Annotated in this window: 14 protein-coding genes and 1 pseudogene; 1 reads left to right on the forward strand and 14 read right to left on the reverse strand. The window is 46.6% G+C overall.

Features of this window, described 5'->3' with window-relative positions:
• Nucleotides 1-43: 43 nt before the first annotated feature.
• The 3 genes from G5B06_RS10260 to G5B06_RS10270 are packed head-to-tail and all read right to left on the reverse strand — an operon-like array spanning nucleotide 44 to nucleotide 4,104.
• Nucleotides 44-1,741, reverse strand: coding sequence for a [FeFe] hydrogenase, group A (locus G5B06_RS10260; protein ID WP_118062491.1), 1,698 nt, complete (start codon nucleotides 1,739-1,741; stop codon nucleotides 44-46).
• A gap of 15 nt (nucleotides 1,742-1,756) precedes the next feature.
• Nucleotides 1,757-3,628, reverse strand: coding sequence for an NADH-quinone oxidoreductase subunit NuoF (locus G5B06_RS10265; protein ID WP_021977709.1), 1,872 nt, complete (start codon nucleotides 3,626-3,628; stop codon nucleotides 1,757-1,759).
• The gene (locus tag G5B06_RS10270) at nucleotides 3,625-4,104 is read right to left on the reverse strand and encodes a complex I 24 kDa subunit family protein (protein WP_173762602.1); all 480 of its coding nucleotides are present in this window, start codon (nucleotides 4,102-4,104) and stop codon (nucleotides 3,625-3,627) included. Before G5B06_RS10270 ends, G5B06_RS10265 begins: the two co-directional genes overlap by 4 nt.
• A 401-nt stretch (nucleotides 4,105-4,505) precedes the next feature.
• On the opposite strand from G5B06_RS10270, the gene G5B06_RS10275 reads away from it, so the two are divergent.
• Nucleotides 4,506-6,014: a 4Fe-4S dicluster domain-containing protein gene (locus G5B06_RS10275; RefSeq protein WP_173762601.1), complete on the forward strand. Its 1,509-nt coding sequence runs from the start codon at nucleotides 4,506-4,508 to the stop codon at nucleotides 6,012-6,014.
• Between the two features lie 430 nt (nucleotides 6,015-6,444).
• Here G5B06_RS10275 and G5B06_RS10280 read toward each other — a convergent pair whose 3' ends face one another.
• The 11 genes and pseudogenes from G5B06_RS10280 to G5B06_RS10330 all read right to left on the reverse strand — a co-directional run.
• Complete coding sequence (locus G5B06_RS10280) at nucleotides 6,445-7,206, reverse strand: glucosaminidase domain-containing protein (RefSeq protein ID WP_330385241.1); 762 nt, start codon at nucleotides 7,204-7,206, stop codon at nucleotides 6,445-6,447.
• 21 nt (nucleotides 7,207-7,227) lie between these two features.
• A complete protein-coding gene (locus tag G5B06_RS10285; RefSeq protein ID WP_015525289.1) occupies nucleotides 7,228-8,079 on the reverse strand; it encodes a bifunctional 5,10-methylenetetrahydrofolate dehydrogenase/5,10-methenyltetrahydrofolate cyclohydrolase in 852 nt (283 codons plus the stop codon).
• A gap of 14 nt (nucleotides 8,080-8,093) precedes the next feature.
• Nucleotides 8,094-8,723 (reverse strand): cyclodeaminase/cyclohydrolase family protein, encoded by a 630-nt coding sequence (locus G5B06_RS10290; protein WP_021977714.1) that lies wholly within the window; start codon nucleotides 8,721-8,723, stop codon nucleotides 8,094-8,096.
• A 98-nt stretch (nucleotides 8,724-8,821) separates the two neighbouring features.
• Nucleotides 8,822-10,507: a formate--tetrahydrofolate ligase gene (locus G5B06_RS10295; protein WP_173772001.1), complete on the reverse strand. Its 1,686-nt coding sequence runs from the start codon at nucleotides 10,505-10,507 to the stop codon at nucleotides 8,822-8,824.
• Between the two features lie 138 nt (nucleotides 10,508-10,645).
• Nucleotides 10,646-11,311, reverse strand: a complete 666-nt coding sequence (locus G5B06_RS10300) for a DUF3786 domain-containing protein (protein WP_148447212.1) — start codon at nucleotides 11,309-11,311, stop codon at nucleotides 10,646-10,648.
• Between the two features lie 27 nt (nucleotides 11,312-11,338).
• Nucleotides 11,339-13,279 carry a corrinoid activation/regeneration protein AcsV gene (gene acsV / locus G5B06_RS10305; RefSeq protein ID WP_173762600.1) on the reverse strand — a complete coding sequence of 647 codons (1,941 nt, stop codon included), beginning with the start codon at nucleotides 13,277-13,279 and terminating at the stop codon, nucleotides 11,339-11,341.
• Nucleotides 13,280-13,425: 146 nt separating this feature from the next.
• Nucleotides 13,426-14,211, reverse strand: coding sequence for a carbon monoxide dehydrogenase/acetyl-CoA synthase methytransferase subunit (gene acsE, locus G5B06_RS10310; RefSeq protein ID WP_173762599.1), 786 nt, complete (start codon nucleotides 14,209-14,211; stop codon nucleotides 13,426-13,428).
• A 103-nt stretch (nucleotides 14,212-14,314) separates the two neighbouring features.
• Entirely contained in the window at nucleotides 14,315-15,661 is a 1,347-nt protein-coding gene (gene acsC, locus G5B06_RS10315) for an acetyl-CoA decarbonylase/synthase complex subunit gamma (protein WP_173762598.1), read from the reverse strand.
• A gap of 22 nt (nucleotides 15,662-15,683) precedes the next feature.
• The gene (acsD, locus tag G5B06_RS10320; protein ID WP_173762597.1) at nucleotides 15,684-16,625 is read right to left on the reverse strand and encodes an acetyl-CoA decarbonylase/synthase complex subunit delta; all 942 of its coding nucleotides are present in this window, start codon (nucleotides 16,623-16,625) and stop codon (nucleotides 15,684-15,686) included.
• Nucleotides 16,626-16,680: 55 nt separating this feature from the next.
• Nucleotides 16,681-18,807 carry an acetyl-CoA decarbonylase/synthase complex subunit alpha/beta gene (gene acsB, locus G5B06_RS10325; RefSeq protein WP_243279066.1) on the reverse strand — a complete coding sequence of 709 codons (2,127 nt, stop codon included), beginning with the start codon at nucleotides 18,805-18,807 and terminating at the stop codon, nucleotides 16,681-16,683.
• 225 nt (nucleotides 18,808-19,032) lie between these two features.
• Nucleotides 19,033-19,473: pseudogene (locus G5B06_RS10330) on the reverse strand (CO dehydrogenase/CO-methylating acetyl-CoA synthase complex subunit beta); the annotation flags it as partial.

A 19,473-nucleotide genomic window follows, 5' to 3' on the forward strand; every position in this document is an offset into this window, starting at 1 on the left:
TGCTGCTGTTCACCGGGAACAGCAGCTCTTTGTATTCCTCATATCAGTCTTTGATATAGAACTCATTGTGAAGCAGATGATGCTCTTTGCCTTTGAGGAGTCCCTCATAAAGCTCCAGAACCAGTGGGTTCTCATCGGATTTCTTGATGATCATGGTATTGTCTGCATTGTACAAACCTCTTGCTCTGGCTGCCTTGGTTCTGTCACCGGATCTGGTCGGCTGACCTCCACCCATGATACATCCACGGCGGCATGCCATAACCTCGATCAGATGATAGTTTGCCTCGCCGTTCTTTACACGTTCCATAACGGTTCTTGCATTTGCAAGGCCGCTGGCTACACATACATTGATATCCATTCCCTTGTACGGTACGGTAAATTCCTTGATTCCCTCTTCACCACGAACACCGCACTCTGCGATCTCATGCATGGCTTCCTTGCTGTGATCCGGACTCAGTCTTCGAAGAACGGCCTCGGTAACACCACCGGTAACACCAAAGATAACACCACCGCCGGAACCAAATCCAAATGGCATATCACATGCTTCCGGATCCAGTGTTGCAAAATCAAGACCAAAGTTGTCGATCATGCGGAGAAGCTCTGTGGTTGTGATAACGATATCGGTATCCTGCTCGCCTTCTGTAAAGCTATTTGGCCGGATCGCCTCTGCCTTCTTGGCTGTACATGGCATAATGGAAACCATAACTGTTTTCTTGCCTGCTGCATGCTCCGGATCACGGAAGTATTCCTTGATAACTGCAGACATCATTCCCTGTGGGGAACGGCAGGTGGAGATATTTGGAACGTATTCCTTATACTGATCGGTGATAAATTTCACCCATGCCGGACAGCAGGAAGTCAGGAGTGGAAGGTTCTCGCCTTTTTCCACTCTGTTTAAGAACTCCTTGGTCTCTTCCATAATGGTAAGGTCAGCACTGAAGGTTGTATCATAGACTTCATCAAAGCCCATCTTATGAAGAGCATTTACGATCTTGCCCATTACACTTCTGCCTTTGGCAAGGCCATAATGATCACCAACTGCAACACGGACTGCCGGCGCGATCTGTGCAACCACACGGGTATCCTTATCAGCCAGAGCATCCCATACCTCGTCCATATGTGTACGGATGGAAATAGCTCCTGTCGGGCAGTAAACACGACACTGTCCACAGTTTACACACTGTGTTTCTGTGATCTTCTTGTTAAATGCAGGCATGACCATAGCCTCAGTTCCACGGAACGCAAAACCAAGAGCTCCGATTCCCTGAAGTTCCTCACAGGCACGTACACAGTTACCGCAGAGGATACATTTATTCGGATCACGGATAATGGACGGTGAGCTTTCATCGATCTCATGCTGCTCTCTCGTATTTTCAAAACGGATGTTACGTACACCAAGGCGGTGCGCCAGCTCCTGAAGAATACATTCACCGCTCTTTACACAGGTTGTACAGTCACGGCAATGTGCTGCAAGCAGAAGCTCTACGATCAGTTTACGATATTTCTTGATACGGCCGGAGTTGGTATAGATCACCATTCCATCTCTCGGCTGCTCGGAACAGGATGCAAAAGTCCTGCCTCTGTCATCCTCAACTGTGCAGAGACGACAGGCTCCAAATGTGGAAAGCTCTGAATGGTAGCACAGTGTGGGGATATTGATACCGGCATTCCTGATGACTGTCAGGACATTTTTTTCGTCGGTAAATTCTACTTTTCTTCCGTCAATTGTCATTGTACCCATAAGATATCCTCCCTTCTATGCTTCCACATAAACCGCATCAAAGTTACAGTTATCCTTACAGGAACCGCATTTGATACATACGTCGTTGTTGATTACATGTGGATGCTTGATCTTTCCTGAAATCGCACCTGCCGGACAGTTCTTCGCACACTTGCCACAGCCGATACAGAACTCAGGATTGATATGGAATTGACGGAGCGCCGTGCAGACCTTCGCGCGGCATTTCTTATCTACGATATGCTCTACATATTCGTCACGGAAACGCTTCAGAGTACTGATGACCGGAAGCGGCGCACTCTTACCAAGACCGCACAGAGCCATACTCTGAACCATGTTTGCAAGTTCTTCCAGCTCATCCAGATCGGAAAGCTCACCTTTACCTGCAACGATCTTCTCCAGGATCTCAAGCATACGTTTGGTACCCTCACGGCAAGGAACACATTTACCGCAGCTCTCACGCTGTGTAAAGCTCATGAAGAAACGTGCAACCTCTACCATACAGGTATTCTCATCCATAACAACAAGTCCGCCGGAGCCCATGATGGCATCCAGTTTTTTAACAGAATCAAAATCAAGAGGATGATCGATCTGATCATCGATCAGACATCCGCCGGAAGGACCGCCGATCTGTACACCCTTAAATGCAGCACCACTCTTAAGACCGCCACCGATATCATAAATGATATGACGGAGGCTTGTTCCCATCGGAACCTCAATAAGACCGGTGTTCTCAATAGAACCGGTAAGCGAGAAAGTCTTGGTTCCAGGGCTTCCCTCTGTACCGATGGTATGGAACCAGTCAGCACCCTGAAGGATGATTTTCGGTACGTTGGCATAAGTCTCTACGTTATTAAGAACCGTAGGTTTGCCCCACAGACCCTGTTCAACAGTTCTCGGAGGTTTTACTCGAGGCATACCTCTGTTACCCTCGATGGATGCAGTCAGGGCAGAACCTTCACCACATACGAATGCTCCGGCACCACGGTTGATATGTAAGTGGAAATTAATACCGGAACCAAGGATATTATCACCAAGGAGGCCATAAGACTCTGCCTGCTCAATAGCCATTCGAAGTCTCTGTACAGAAAGAGGATACTCGGCACGTACATAGATGTAACCGTCTTCTGCGCCTACTGCATAAGCGGCGATCACCATACCCTCGATCATCTTATACGGATCACCTTCCATTACGGAACCATCCATGAAAGCTCCCGGGTCACCCTCATCACCATTACATACTACATAGCGTACTTTCTCCGGCTGGCGTGCTACCTGTGACCATTTCTTGCCTGCAGGGAAACCTGCACCGCCACGGCCACGAAGACCAGATTTCGTAATCTCATCAATAACGCCCTGTGGGGTCATCTCAAAGAAAGCCTTCGCCATAGCGGAAAATCCACCTACGGAAATATATTCATCAATAGACTCTGCATCGATCTTACCACAGTTCTCAAGAACGATTCTTGTCTGCTGGTTCAGGAACGGAATATCGCTTGGATGTGGACAGGCCTCATCATTATGACGATAGAACAGACGGTCAACCGGCAGTCCGCAGATCACGGTTTTCTCTACGATCTCGCGGCAGTCATCTACCTGAACATGAACATACTGATAATCATATGGCTCAATTCTCATAAGAGGTCCAAGTTCACATAAGCCCTGGCATCCGGTCTTAACGATACCTACATGAGGAACATCTTTCTGCATCTCAACCGCAACACCCTCGATACCCTCACAGAGTCTTGACATTTCTTCGTAAATCTTCTGAGCACCGGAAGCGATACATCCGGTACCGGAACAGACGAGAACACGGCAGGTATAGCCATCAAGATTCTTCTTAACCTCAGCCTGTTTGTTTTTCAGATCTTCCATACTGGTTATACTCATACGCTCTCACCTCTCAATTCATTTAAAAGCTCAACAGCCTTCTCAGGAGTCATTTTCGGGTGAACTTCATCATTTACAGTCAGTGTCGGTGCCAGTCCGCAGGCACCAAGACATGAAACAGTCTCAACTGTAAACATCATATCATCCGTTGTATGTTTCTTATGAGTCAGTCCAAGCTCTTTCAGCATGGCTTCCTTAACAGGCATGGACTTACGTACATGACAGGCAGTACCATCACATACCTTGATGATGTACTTGCCCTTCGGCTCAAAGGAAAAGTTCTCATAGAAAGTGGCTACACTGTACGCCTTCGCTTCTTTTACACCAATCTGTTCCGCAACATAAGTAAGAAGCTCTCCCGGAAGATAACGGTACTCAGCCTGGATATCCTGCATGATCGGAATCAGTGATGCAGCTTTCCGGCCGTAGTGCTCGATGATCTCATCCGTTTTCTTGTAATACGTCTGGTCTAACATTCGGTTCCCTCCTTGTTTCTCATAGATTTTCCACTCGATCAACCTGTTCCACTACAAGTTAATCCCTTAACACTCTGTCAGTGCCGCGCGTTTATGCAAACCATTATTTTGCACTATTTTTGTGCTTTTAATTATAACTTATGTCGTCATTTTTCACAAGCAGTTTTTTTGCTTTTTTCAGAATATATCGAAATGTTTACAACGGCTTACTGATTTTGTATCTATTTTCCATAAAATATGTTCAATTTTTAACAGCTTTGATAATAAAGATACAAATCTGCTCTTTGTTTCTGCCCAAAAACATTAAAGCCGGTTATTGATTTTATTTCTCAATTACTTTAAGATAGATAAAAAGTGCGTGGAAAACATTTAATTAATTTATTTTGTAAAGGAGAACATCTATGCGAAATCTTGACACACCAGTAAAACAGATCCGGCGAAAGATTTTTACCGAAATTGCAAAGATCGGATTTGAATCCACGGACGAATCCCTGATCCACGATATTGAATCCATTCCCTACAATATTGTAGAGGAACGTGCGAAATACCGCGAAAGTATCTACCGTGAAAGAGCCGTTGCGAGCGAACGCGTCCGCCTGGCCATGGGACTTTCCCTCCGCCCGGAGAACCGTTCCGTCCATCTGACCGACGGAGTAAAAGCCAGCAACATTGACGAGAAATATTACGAACCACCTCTTATGCAGGTAATCCCATCTGCATGTTCCGCATGCGAATCCAACAAATACGAAGTCAGCAACATGTGCCGCGGCTGCGTCGCACATCCCTGTATGCTCACCTGTCCCAAAGGCGCCATCTCCATGGTAGACGGAAAATCCTTTATCGACCAGGATAAATGCATCCATTGCGGAAGATGCAAATCCGTCTGTCCCTACGACGCCATCGCCCACAAAGAACGCCCCTGCGAACGCGCCTGCGGCGTAAAAGCCATCGAAAGTGACGAACAGGGACGCGCATCCATCAATCAGGACAAATGCGTATCCTGCGGCATGTGCATGGTCAGCTGCCCATTCGGAGCCATCTCTGACAAATCCCAGATTTTCCAGCTGTCCCACGCCCTTCGCGAAGGAACCGAGATCATTGCAGAAATCGCCCCCGCCTACATCAACCAGTTCGGCGAAGACGTCACCCCGGGCAAATTCCGCTCCGCCCTTAAACAGCTGGGCTTCTCAAACATTTACGAGGTAGCACTGGGCGCAGACATCGGCTGCATCTCCGAGGCACACCACTACGCCAAAGAAGTAGCCACCGGCAACCTCCCGTTCCTCCTCACCTCCTGCTGTCCATCATGGTCCGTCATGGCAAAGAAATACTTCCCAGCTATGATCGACAACATCTCCCAGGAGCTGACCCCAATGGTAGCAACCGCCCGCATTGTAAAAAAAGAACACCCTAACGCCAAAGTAGTCTTCATCGGACCATGCGCCTCCAAAAAACTGGAAGCTATGCGCCATTCCGTGAGAAGTGACGTAGACTTCGTAATCACCTTCGAAGAACTCTGGGGTCTCTTTGATGCCAAAAACATCACCCCATCCACCTGCGAAGAACTCCCGGAAGAAACCCAGGCCGCAACCGCAGCAGGAAGAGGATACGCCATCGCAGGCGGCGTAGCCGGAGCCATCGAAAACTGCCTGAAAGAATACTACCCCGATGTACCCGTACACATCGAACACGCAGAAAGCCTTGCCGAATGCAAAAAAGTCCTCACACTCGCCAAAGCCGGCAAAATCAAAAACTGCATGATCGAAGGCATGGCCTGCCCAGGAGGCTGCATCGGCGGCGCCGGAACCAACGCCGGCTTCGCCAAAACCTCCAAAGCCCTCAAAAAATACGTAGACAGCTCAGAACCAAAACTCCCATCCCAGGAGCTTGAAAACCTAGAACTGAACTAAATCCCCCAAATATGCTAAAATCCATTTAAACATTACTAAACAAAAAACGGAGATGCAACCTAGCTCTTTAATCTTCAAGGTTACATCTCCATTATTTTATCAACCAGGACAGGGCAAAGCCCGCCTCCGTCCCTCATCCACAACCTTCCCCATAGCCAGACAGCCTACCACGGCCAACACACAGGCCCGGAAGGGAGTGAGGTTCTGTCTGCGGACGACTCTGCAGGAGGTGTGCTGGATCTTAGGCGGCGGGACTTCTGCGTTATTTTTCAAAAGTCAGCTGTCTGAGCGGCAAAAGCCGCGAGTTCTGGCTTTTGGAAAATGGTTTTAGCAGAATCCCGGCGCCTTAGAACCAGCCACCGACGAAGCCCGGCCGCGGACAGAACCTCACTCCCTTCCGGGCCGTCCCCTCCGCCACTACTGTCCGCCACTACCTCTCCACCGTCTCCGTACTCTCCGGCCAGACATACTCCTCACCTTTCAGATCCGCCAGAAGGCTTCTCAATTTATACCCATAACTCCTCCCAGCAGCCCATCCACCCCCATAAGGATTCTCCTGAATCCCAAGCCACTCCACATAAGGAGCACTCTCCCGGGCAACATATTGAAACCGATTATCCACACAAGCCTGCGTCAATTCCTCCGAAGACGCATAAGCCTTCAGATGCTGCACCTGCGCCCGGATCCCGGTCCGCACATCCGGAAACGAATTCCCTGCAACACCACCACCGGTAGTCCCGAGCCCGGAAAAATTAAACTGCCCCGCACTGGCATCCCCGCCAAACTGCAGCCATCCAGTCTCAAGCATCGCCTGCTCATAAACAACTTCTCCACGGACACCCTCCGCATCCGCCTCCTCTATCACAATCGTGCAAAACGAATCAATATCCGGTGCACCACCCTCTGTCAGGACATCCGAAGGATACTCCACATTCTGCGCCTCATACTGCGCCACCATATCCTCCGCATCCACTGTGGTACACCCCATGATCGTATAATATCCATAAGTATTATCTGTGGAATCATCCACAAAACCATCTGCATTATTCTCTCCGGATGACTGCGGCTTCGAGATCTGCCCCTCCATGGAATGATCCACATCCTCTGCCAAAACACCTGCAGGCGTTCCGAACACCAGAACGCCTGCAAGCACCATCATCCGTAAACAAAAACGATTTCGGAATCTGTACATATATAAATAATCAATCCTTTATTACTGCGCTTTTCTCATTGCAGCTTCAACTACATGACCTACAAGAACAGAAGTTGTAACACTTCCAACTCCACCAGGAACCGGTGTAATCGCATCAACGATCGGCTCAACTGCCGCATAATCAACATCACCGCAAAGTTTACCCTCAGCGTTTACATTAATACCAACATCGATGATTGTCTGTCCCTCTCTGACATAGTCAGCACCGACAACACCAGCACGGCCAGCTGCAACGATAACAATATCAGCCTCTTTTGCAACAGATGGCATATCAACGGTTCTTGTGTGGCAGATAGTAACTGTCGCATTTTTCTTGACAAGCATCATGGCAGCCGGTTTACCAACTACAAGACTTCTTCCGATAACAACCGCTTTTTTGCCTGTGCAGTCGATTCCATAATGATCAAGGATCTCCATGCATGCCTGCGGTGTACATGGTGGGAATCCGATCTTCTTGCCTGTGAATACACCGGACATGGAAAGATCTGTCATACAGTCAACATCTTTCTCTGCTGCAAGTGCATTCTCGATCACTGCCTGATCCAGATGTTTCGGAAGCGGACGGAACAGAAGAACTCCGTGGATCTTGTCATCTTTATTTACTTTATCGATGGTTGCAAGAAGCTCATCCTGGGAAACATCCTCCGGAAGAAGGATCTTCTCACATGCAACACCAAGAGTCTCACAGCGCTTTGTAGCACCTCTCTCGTAGGAAATATCGCTTGGATTCTCACCAACGCGGATGATGCAAAGTGTAGGATCTACACCTTTTGCCTGAAGCTCTGCAACGTTAGCTTTGATCTTTTCATTGAGAGCTGCTGTTACTTCTTTACCTAATAACTGCTTTGCCATTTGTCTGGTTCCTCCTATTTCAGTCTTCCGAGAACACTGTCAAATGTCTCGTCTGCGATCTTTGTATATTTCTCAAGCATAGCGTCTGCTTTTTTATTTAATTCCTCTGCATACGCACGATCTGCCATGGACTTTGTATTGATATATACATTCAGGCTTGCTCCCTTAAGAGCAGCTTTACAGAATGCAGCACCTACGCCAGCATCACTGATCGCAAGCTTGGAACCTTTTGCACCGAACTCAACGATAAGTTCAATGGCCTCACAGCATTTCTCCATAATCTCCATCGGAACAGAGCAGGCTTCTTTCAGAGCAGCCTCCATAACGCGGGCTTTCTCTGCTTTTTCTTCCTCTGTCTCTCTTGGCATTCCGTAAGCTTTGGAAAGAGGCTCAAATACTTCTGCGTCTCTCTCGATCAGATGAAGGAAATCTTTCTGAAGCTGATCACATTTCTTTTTCAGCTCCCACATCTCGTCCTCAACATCTGCATATTTTTTCTTACCAACAGTAAGGCTTCCAACCATGTTTCCAAGAGCTGTACCAACAGCACCTACAAGAGCAGAAGCGCCGCCGCCGCCAGGAACCGGTGCCTTGGAGCTTAATACCTCAACAAATTCAGTACATGTACTGGTAGAAAATCCCATAGGACTCTCCTCCTTATATTCTTATTTTAGCACTCTTTAGAGCCCATTAGGGGCTTTATAAAAAGCCCCCTCCGGTTGTTTTTGATCTTATGTTCCGATTAGAAGAGGCCTGTGATCTTACCTGTCTCATCTACATCGATCTTGGTTGCTGCCGGAACTTTCGGGAGACCTGGCATAGTCATGATCTCACCGGTCAGAGCAACGATAAATCCTGCACCTGCGGAAATCTTCAGGTTACGTACTGTTACCTCAAAATCTGTCGGTGCACCAAGTTTTGTCTGATCATCAGTCAGGCTGTACTGTGTCTTAGCTACACAGATCGGGCAGTTGCCAAATCCAAGAGCTTCCAGCTGTTTTGCCTGTTTCTGAGCGTTTGCTGTCAGAACAACTTTCTTACCACCGTAAACTTTCTGTACGATGTTGTTCAGTTTATCCTCGATAGATCCCTCAAGCTCATAAGCATATGTGAAGTCATTCGGCTCCTCAACAAGACGGATCACTTCCTCAGCAAGCTTCATACCGCCTTCGCCGCCTTTTGCCCATACCTCGGAAAGTGCAACGTTAACGCCAAGCTCTTTACATTTTGCCTCAACCAGGTCAAGCTCTGCCTTGGTATCGGTCGGGAATGCATTGATAGCAACTACACATGGAAGTTTGTATACATTCTTGATATTGCTTACATGTTTCAGAAGGTTTGGAAGACCTTTCTCAAGAGCCTCAAGGTTCTCGTTGTTCAGATCTGCCTTCGGAACACCACCGTTGTATTTCAGTGCACGAACAGTAGCTACGATAACAACTGCGCTTGGATGAAGGCCTGCCATACGGCACTTGATGTCAAGGAATTTCTCAGCACCAAGGTCAGCACCGAATCCAGCCTCTGTGATGGCATAATCAGCAAGTTTCATAGCCATCTTTGTAGCTGTTACAGAGTTACATCCGTGAGCGATGTTTGCGAATGGTCCGCCGTGAACGATTGCCGGAACATGCTCCAGTGTCTGAACAAGGTTTGGTTTCAGGGCATCTTTCAGAAGTGCTGTCATAGCACCCTCTGCATGAAGATCACCAGCTGTTACCGGTTTCTGCTCGGAAACTTTACCATAGGTGTATCCGATGATGATCCTGGAAAGTCTTTCCTTCAGATCTTTGATATCACTTGCAAGACAGAGAACTGCCATAATCTCAGATGCAACTGTGATGTCGTATCCGTCTTCACGCGGCATACCGTTTGTTCTTCCGCCAAGACCATCTACTACATTACGAAGCTGACGGTCGTTCATGTCCACGCAACGTCTCCATGTGATCTTTCTTGGGTCAATGTTCAGTTCATTGCCCTGGAAGATATGGTTGTCGATCATTGCTGCAAGAAGGTTGTTTGCCGCACCGATCGCATGGAAGTCACCGGTAAAGTGAAGGTTGATATCCTCCATCGGAACTACCTGTGCGTAACCGCCGCCTGCTGCACCACCTTTTACACCGAATACCGGTCCGAGGGATGGCTCACGAAGAGCTACCATTACTTTTTTGCCCATTTTCTGCATTGCATCTGCAAGACCAACGGTTGTTGTTGTTTTTCCCTCTCCTGCTGGTGTCGGGTTGATAGCTGTTACGAGGATCAGCTTACCATCTTTCTTGTCACTCTCTTTCAGAAGATTGTAATCGATCTTTGCTTTGTACTTTCCGTACTGCTCCAGATACTTGTCTTCAATACCTGCACTCTCTGCAATCTGGGTAATTGGAAGCATTTCGCACTCCTGTGCAATTTCGATGTCACTTTTAAATCCCATAATGTTACCTCCCTTTAGGTATTTTTACAGTTTTTAATCCCTTAAAACTGCGCTTCTATAAAAACAGGTCCCATCCTGTTCTTAACTAGAGAATGTAAATCTGTAGCAACTGTTCGTTCTGTCAAACAGTTCCATTATCTATGAAAGACATTTCAGAAATGTCTTCAGAGATCCAATAATCACGTCTCCCATAACAGCCATATCCTCGGCCGCAAAGGAAACCGGAAAATTATCGGAAAACAAGATCTGTGAGGATGGCGGAAATTCATCATCACCCTCCCACAGAATCATCTGAATCTGATATCCCGGAAAAATCTCCACCTGATAGGCAATATCGCCATGATCCACCGGAACCGCATGGATATGCTCCATGATTCCTTTAAAATCCTTTAATCTGTTTCCGTACGTAAAAGCCAGACGCTTGATACACCGTCCGTCGAACTGACGGAGATATACCTCGCCCCAGGGCATTTCCCTGTAAGTCTTGTACTTCCCGCTTCCCTGGACAATTGCACCGTTCAGCAGAAAACGGATGGTAAGGATCTTTGCATAGTGCATCTCTTCAAGAGGATAAAATCCCATATCATCTTCTTCGTGAGTTACCTGAAAATCCGGCCAGGAAATATGATAAACCGTTCCCAGAAACTTCAAAGTCAGTTCTTTTTTTTCCTCATCATAAGGAATGGAGAGGCGTCCGGCAATTTCTGCCGGATCCGCCTTCCCAAACTCCTCTGTATAATGTTCCCAGGGCATTCTTTCCTTACTGTCTTTTTCATAATTCAAGTCATTTATACTAAAAGCCATGTTTTACCTCTGCCATTTTAGTCTGCATTATCTCTTCTGCATTTCTTCCAGAACAGACGGGAACAGAGATGTCTCCGTATGCGGAATAAAGCATGCACCTACAAACTCATCCATATATGTCGGAACTGTAGAAAGTTCCAGATAGGTCATATTGGAAGCCAGCTCGTAAGTCTTTTTCTCTGCCGGCGTAGAATGAAGCATCAGATAAGCACCTGTCAGAGAAGAGTTACCAATGTAATGGAACTTCTCAAGAGGGATATCCGGGAACATTCCGATATGCACTGCATTGGCCATATTGATTCCACTTCCGATTCCACCTGCAACGTATACATCGTCGATCATGGAAACATCGAAGTCAAGAGAATTTAACATGGTACGGATTGCTGAGAAAATAGCACCTTTTGCACGGATAAAGTTATCAATATCTACTTCTGTGATCTCCACGTCTTTAACAGAACCTGCTTCATCCTCAAATGCGATCACATAACTTCCCATACCATAGTGATCGTGACGGACTCTCTTGCCCTCGCGGACAAATTTACCCTTCGGATTGATGATTCCAGTCATAAAGAGTTCACTGATCACATCAATGATACCGGAACCGCAAAGTCCCACCGGTTTGGTTCCAGGGTCACCTACAACTTTATACGTCGGCTCCATGGTCTCTTTGTCAATGGTACATGCCTCAATGGCGCCGTCTGTGGCACGCATACCGCAGCTGATGTCTCCACCCTCAAAGGCAGGACCTGCGGAACATGCACAGCTCATCATGAAATCGGAATTACCGAACACCAGCTCTCCGTTGGTACCAAGGTCGATAAACAGAGAAAATTCCGGTCTGTTCCAGATCATACTTACCAGTGTACCTGCAGTGATATCTCCACCTACATAGCTTCCGATATTCGGGGCCATGATAATATGTGCATCCGGATTGATCTCAATTCCCACATCCGATGCAAACAGAGAATTTGTTTTGAAAAATGCCGGAATATACGGTTCCATACGAAGCGGATCCGCATTAATTCCTGCAAACAGATGATTCATGGTCGTGTTGGAAGCAACACACATCCGGTAGATCTGCTGCTCCGAGAAGTGAATGCTCCTGCACATCTCATGGATCATCGGATTGATGGTCTCTTTGATCACAGCATCCTGCAGTTTTTTCTTTCCGCCCGGCTTCTCAGCCTCAATGATACGGTTGATAACATCCGCACCAAAACGGATCTGTCCATTTCCGGAAGAACTCTTGGCCAGGATCTCTCCTGTTTCCATATTGATCAGAACCGCAGAAACTGTTGTGGTACCAATATCAACAGCAAGTCCGCCGATGATAACATCTTCTTTACCATCAAAAATATCATATACAAACATGTCATCCGGTGTTGTGCGGATCACACATTTCACTGAAAACTTGCTGCTTCGAAGTACATCCGGAAGTTTTCTCAGCACTGAATATGGAATTCTGATTCGTTTCAGATTCATATATTTACGCAGTGCACGGGTCAGTCTCTCATTGTCCGGCATGGTATCATCCAGAGATGGTTCCTCCATGTGTACTTCCACAACGTCAAGACTGTTTGTAAGTTCTATGCCAGCCGCTTCTACTTCATGCTTGGCATTTTCAAAAATAGCAATTTCTTCTTTTGAACTGAGGTCGGCAACTTTCATCCGGCTCTTGTACGCAGATGCAATATCCGGAACAAGAACTTCCACATCAGCAGTAATCTTGCTCATGCAGGCCAGACGCCAGCCGGCACTGTATTCTTCATCTGAAATATGAAGAGTTTTCTTTGAGTCCAGTTCTCCGCCTTTTAACTGTACCCGACATTTTCCACAGGCTCCGTTTCCGGAACATGGTGCATCGATAGCCACATTGGCACCACGAGCAACCTCCAGTAAATTATCCCCCGCATTGGCAAATGCTTCTACCGTACTGCCATTTTCAAAAGCAAACGTTACTTTAAACATTCAGTAACCACCTTTCTCGCCTCGTGAATGTTTTGTCTTCCACCTGTGGCGCTGGGAGTTAGACTAAACTATATCTGTTGAAAAAAGGCCGGAGGCCGAAGCCCCCAGCCTCTTTGGAAAAATCTTCAGTATCCGCTTACGCCGGATTAGATCTCAAGGTAAGAATCTGCGTAAAGTGTGTTACCCTTGAATACGTCACAGGATTTGATTGTCTCCATAAGACGAAGGTCGTTAGGGTTAACGATAGCAGATGTAAGACCATTCATCATAGCCATAGCTACAAGAGCGGAGTCCATGATCGGACGGATATGTTTTGGCATACCATTGCTGTTGTTGGAAAGACCACCTGTGGAGTTCAGGCCCATCTCGGAGAACATCTTGATTGCCTCAAGAACTTCCATCTGTTTGTCCTGCATTCCTTTAACAACCAGGAACAGCGGGTCGAACCAGAGATCCTCTGTATCCATACCAAGGCCAAGACCTCTCTCAAGCATGTTCTGGCAGTGCATCATACGCTCGTCATTGTCTGCTGCAACCATTCCGGAAGAGCAAAGTGCGATACAGATTGCATCATTAGCTGCTGCAAGGTCGATATTGGAAATTCTGTCACCAGCATCTGCAGAGTTTACGATCGGTTTTCCTTTGCTTCTGTTGTATACAGAAATACCAGCCTCGATTGCTTTCTGGTTTGTTGTATCCAGAGCAAGCGGAACGTTGTCAAACTCGGACTGAAGGAGCTGTACTGCCCATTTCATAAGGTCCTCACCATCATTCTCAGCTGGTCCGATGTTTACATCAAGATATGTAGCGCCTGCATCAAGCTGCTGTTTTGCTCTTTTGATGATCGGCTCAGGATCTCTCTCTGTAAACGCTTTGTTTACTGCCGGTGCTGTTGTTGAAAGTCTCTCCCCAATTGTTACAAATTTTGCCATACTCGTGTTCTCCTTTACATGTTTGTAGGATTTGGCTGTGCAGTCGCCGCTGCACAGCCACTTATAACTATCGGCTTTTTCCGCCGTTTAGCTTCTCGTATGCTTATGCATCAAGATCTTTTAAGAATTTCACAAGCTGTACTGCTTCTCTTGGTCCTACGATGATCTCCCATCCAGGAAGCTTAGCCTCAAGGTCTCCCTTAAGAACTGCTACTTTACCAGGAATAACCAGTCTTCTGCATTTAACCTTCGGCTCAACATTCTCTTTGATGTACTCGGAGATGCTGTTTCCGGAGAATTTACCTGCTGCCCAGGATGTCAGAACGGAAAGTCCGCCGGCATCATTGATTACCAGGTTAAGCGGAACACCGGAACGCTCCAGCTCACCAGATACAACGAAATATGTAAGAGCAAAGTCTACTGTTGTTACAACGAGAGAATTCTCGTCTGCTCCGTTCAGAGGATAGATACCCGGCTCTACCTTCATTGGCTTCTGCGGGTCTGTAAATACGTTCTGACGAAGTCCGAACAGCGGAAGTGCCTCAGCATATGTCAGCTGCTCCATAACAACGATGGAACCATATTTCATAGTGAACATGGAAGCAAGTGCTGCCTGTAAATGTTTGTCACCCTTTGCAATCTTAACAAGGTTAACGATGGAAGGATAACCAAATGTTCTGTCCTGATTCTTAAGAGCTGCACGACGAACCTGTACAGTGTTTGCAAAGGTCTCTTTGATGTCAGCTCCTGTTGTATCAAGTACGAGATTCTTGTTACCAAGTTTCTCAAGTGCTGCTGTAGTATCATATAATTCATCAAGATCCTTACCGGATACTCCAAGAACAACGCCTGCGTCAGTAGCAACCTGGCTCATAGCCTCATAGTTGGAAGCATTGGCTCCGTTAAGAACCGGTTTGCCGTCCTTACATACTTCAAGGGCAGCTTTTGCGATTTCAGGATCTGTACAGCCAAGGATCAGAGTTCTTCCAAGGCCTTTTGCCTTCTCTACAAGTGCTGTGAATTTTGCAGCATCTGCATTCTCACCGCAATTTACATATACAAGCTCTACATGCATTCTCTCGCCGATACGATCATAGTCAACGTGCGGGATCTCTGCAAGTTTTGCCTCTACTTCTTCATCGGACATGTCTGTGCAAAGTGCTACAGCATATCTTGTTTTGCTTACGAATGTCTTCTCATGTCTGAAAAGAACAGTCTCTCCACCAAGTGAAAATTCTCCGTCGCCTGTTCCGATTTTAATTGTTTTCATTGGCGGTGCAGTTGCCTCAGAAAGAGAAGCCAGTGCTTCCTCAGACATATGAGGACACTGCTCAATTTTCAGTGCGCCCTGAGCAACTTTCATGGAGAAAGCCATACATGTAGGGCAGCCACATTCCTTACAGTTTTTCTTTGGTGTTAATTTAAAGATCTGAATACCATTCAGTGCCATAACTTTATAATCCTCCTATTTATTACGCGAGTGCTTTGATCAGTTTGGAAATTGTCTTAACAGATTCCGGATGTCTTAAGATAACTGCATCGGAACCAGCTGCAAGGTCTGCTGCTGCTGTCTCAACTTCCATGTCGATTCCACGCTCATCCTGTGGTCCCCACTCAGGCATATCTTTCTCAGAAGCTGTTGCTTCCTTAACGTTCCATGTCTCTGCGGAAACAGGTGTAATAATAGGCATCTGCAGCATGTTATCATTCTGGCCTAAAGCGGCACCTTTGATACGATCCATAGTGGAAACTACGTACTCATATCCATATCCAGCTGCTGCACTACCGATATTCATAACGATCTTCTTTGCATCTACACCAAGCTGTGTAGTAACAACGTTAAGCTGTTTTGCAAGGTTGATATCAACGGCAGACTCAGCACCTACGATCTGATTGTAAGCAAGACCTGCAGCTGCACCGATTGCTTTGTAGTTCTCTTCCTTCTCGGAAAGGATCAGTGCATTTCTGCCCTGAAGAGCCTCTGCAACCTTCGGAAGGAGCTCTGCATCCTTCTCAACGTTCTTACAGCCCTCTACAACAAGTGGACAGTCCACTGCTGCGGCAACTTCTTTTACAACTTCGATCAGCTCATCAATGGATTTGTTGACACCGTTCGGATCGCCACCCTCAAGGATCAGTGCGACAAAGTCAGCACCTTCCATAGCAGCAGCTTTCTGTGCGATCTCACCCATTGTTGTGGCGCCTTCATAGTAAGCTTTGATACCTTCAGATACACCCTCAAGACCCATATCAGAGATCTCTACACCGATTTTCGGGCTGTTCTCTGACTCTGCGTCAAAAGAGTAAAATGGGAATGTACAATCCCCACCAAATGTCACAGTCTTATCTCCGCTTCCGATTGTGACATCATTAATTTTTGCGTTAAACTTTTGTGGTTTCTGATTAAACGGCATTTTGTTAGCCTCCTTAAAAATAATAATTAAAAACTACAGAGCTCTTTATATTATACTACATCATAGGGTCCATTGACAAGGCTGGATGGCCTTTTTCTGTTAAAAATTCCACAAGGGCCTCCGGATCTGTTGCGATTGACTCATCTCCGACCATATCCGTAAAGTTATCAATACCATAAAGCTCTTTTGCAGTCTTGTTGAGACGTTCCGCAACCGTCTCTTTCAGTTCCTTCGGCATCCACACAATACGTTCGATACCGCCTTCTGCTTTCATGAACTTTTTGGAAGAGATGAAATGTTTACCATGTCCCATGAATCCAGGGGTCTGAACACCGCCACCTGTCATGGATGCCATCTCAGGGAAGGTCATTCCAAGAGGTGTCATACCTGCATACTCACGGTTAGCAATAACAACACCATTGGAAAATGGCTCGATACCGCAGATACACTCGAAGCATCCGCAGGAAGTCATCGGATCCTGCATGATGGAGTACAGAGTAACATGTTCCAGAGCTCCCTGTGAGAACTTCTGAACTGCCTCATCTACATCCTCATATGATCCAAGATTTTCATCAATTGGACGTTCCTTAGTGATCACCTGGCACGGACCTGCCGGATCCAGCTGATTGGTTGCTTTTGCATCCAGCCATGAAACAGCACCGCAAAGTCCAAGTCTTTCCGGTGTTACCACGCATACATGAGACGGTGAAAATGCCTGGCAGAGAATACAGCTGTAATATACATCGACGGATTCATCTGTCAAACTGTCCAGTCTCTCATCTCGTTTGTCGAATACCGGGATCGCAACCTCATGACGGATTCTTGTACATTCAGCAGGGTCTGTATAGATTGTAACCTGACACTTGTCAACGACAGCATCAAATTCATTCTTAACCTGGCTGTAAAGCACTTCTCCGATGTGTTTGATCCTGAATCCTGCATTAAATGCCTCAATACCGATACGGATACGCTGCATATCACGCTGTCCTGTGTGATATACACCCTCAATGCAGTTAATATAATTATGGAACTTACGCTCAATAACAGGCTCGAAATCAGGCTGCATCTTCTTTCCAGCAACTTCTACAACATAGGCAATGCTGTTTTTGCTGCCAAATTCCATCTCATCCACTTCCGGTCCCACAACTGTGATCTTATGATCTTCCACTTCGCTCATCTCTCTTGTCTGGACAAGCTCTGCACAGTCTACACGGGAACCATCAAATTCAACCTGCATGTCTTTACGACGGATGATCTCACCTTCAAACGCAGATGCAAAAGCAACCGGAATATCGATCTTTGTAATCTTGATCTTGATATTTCTGGCTTCCAGGGAAACTTTGTTGAAATCTGCCACATTGGCGCAGCCGATAAGAGCTCCCGGAACTTCTTCCACATTTTCGTCTTCATTGGTGATAACCGGAAAACCGAGCTTGATCGCTCCGGCACCAGCCGCAAGGATCACATCATCTACAGGTTTAAATGCATTTACAAATGCCGGTACTCGATCCTTGGTGTAAGTAAGAAGACTGGCTGCATCGCCAGGTGTTACATTACCAAAGATCAGTGCTGCACGAAGTGCAACTGATACCACATGGATCACTGATGTAACTTCTTTTCCAAGAGGTACAATCCTTACATTATAGCCCATTTTAAGGCCAAGTTCCTGTGCCTGATCGATAATACCGCCAACCAGAGTTACCAGAATACCCTGCGCCTGATAGCTCTTGATCAGATCCACACCTTCTTTTGCAGTCGGTGCAGAACCGAGAATCACTGCCACGCCGGGAATATCACCTGTTACAAGCGGTACACCCATCTCTCGGATAATGGAGTCTGCCAAATGTCCGTAGCACGGTTCGCTGTAAGGCTCCGCGCCATCCAGATATTTCAAAGCTTCAATAAACTCAGCACACAATGCAGTTGCAACGCCTGACATCAAAGCATCATCCAGCTGTTGTTCTCTCGTCATCAATGTCTTCACAACACCAAGAGCTTCTTTCATCTCTCCCAGTGTTTTCACTTTTACGCCGGTAACTGCATAGTAGCAGGGCAGACAATAGGCTGTATGCGGAAATCCCACTGCCTTATCTGCTCCGTGCTGTGCAATTGCCCCGTCTACTGCCTGTACTGTCAGGCCATAGACAGCATCATTTCCGTTGAAAATTCTGTCAATCAACATATTGCACATCTCCATTTCCTGTTTTTTATTTTATATGATCTGTCATTGACAGTCATATATAAGATTCTTCTCAATATGCTCCGCAATCATATTGATGTTTCGCGCACTACTCACTCGGTAAGGGAAAGAATGCAAGCATTCTTTCCCTGTAGGTATGTCAATCGGATAAAATCATCCGCATTCACCATTTATTTATAGTCAAACAACTGTTTATCTGTTCTTTGATTACATCATTGGATCAAGTCCGAGAGCCGGATGTCCTTTTTCTGTAAGGAATCCTACCAGTGTCTCCGGATCTTCTGCGATTGTCTCATCACCGATCATGTCTGTGAAATTATCGATTCCATAGAGCTCTTTGGCAGTCTTGTTAAGTCTGTCAGCTACGAACTCTTTCAGTTCTTTCGGCATCCATACGATACGCTCGATACCGCCCTCAGCCTTCATGAACTTCTTGGAGGAAATGAAATGTTTACCATGTCCCATGAATCCAGGGGTCTGAACTCCACCACCTGTCATGGATGCCATCTCAGGGAAGGTCATTCCAAGTGGTGTCATGCCTGCGTACTCACGGTTGGCAATAACAACACCGTTGGAGAATGGCTCGATACCGCAGATACACTCGAAGCATCCGCAGGAAGTCATCGGATCCTGCATGATGGAGTACAG

It is taken from the genome of Blautia luti, assembly GCF_013304735.1.
Classification (GTDB): domain Bacteria; phylum Bacillota; class Clostridia; order Lachnospirales; family Lachnospiraceae; genus Blautia_A.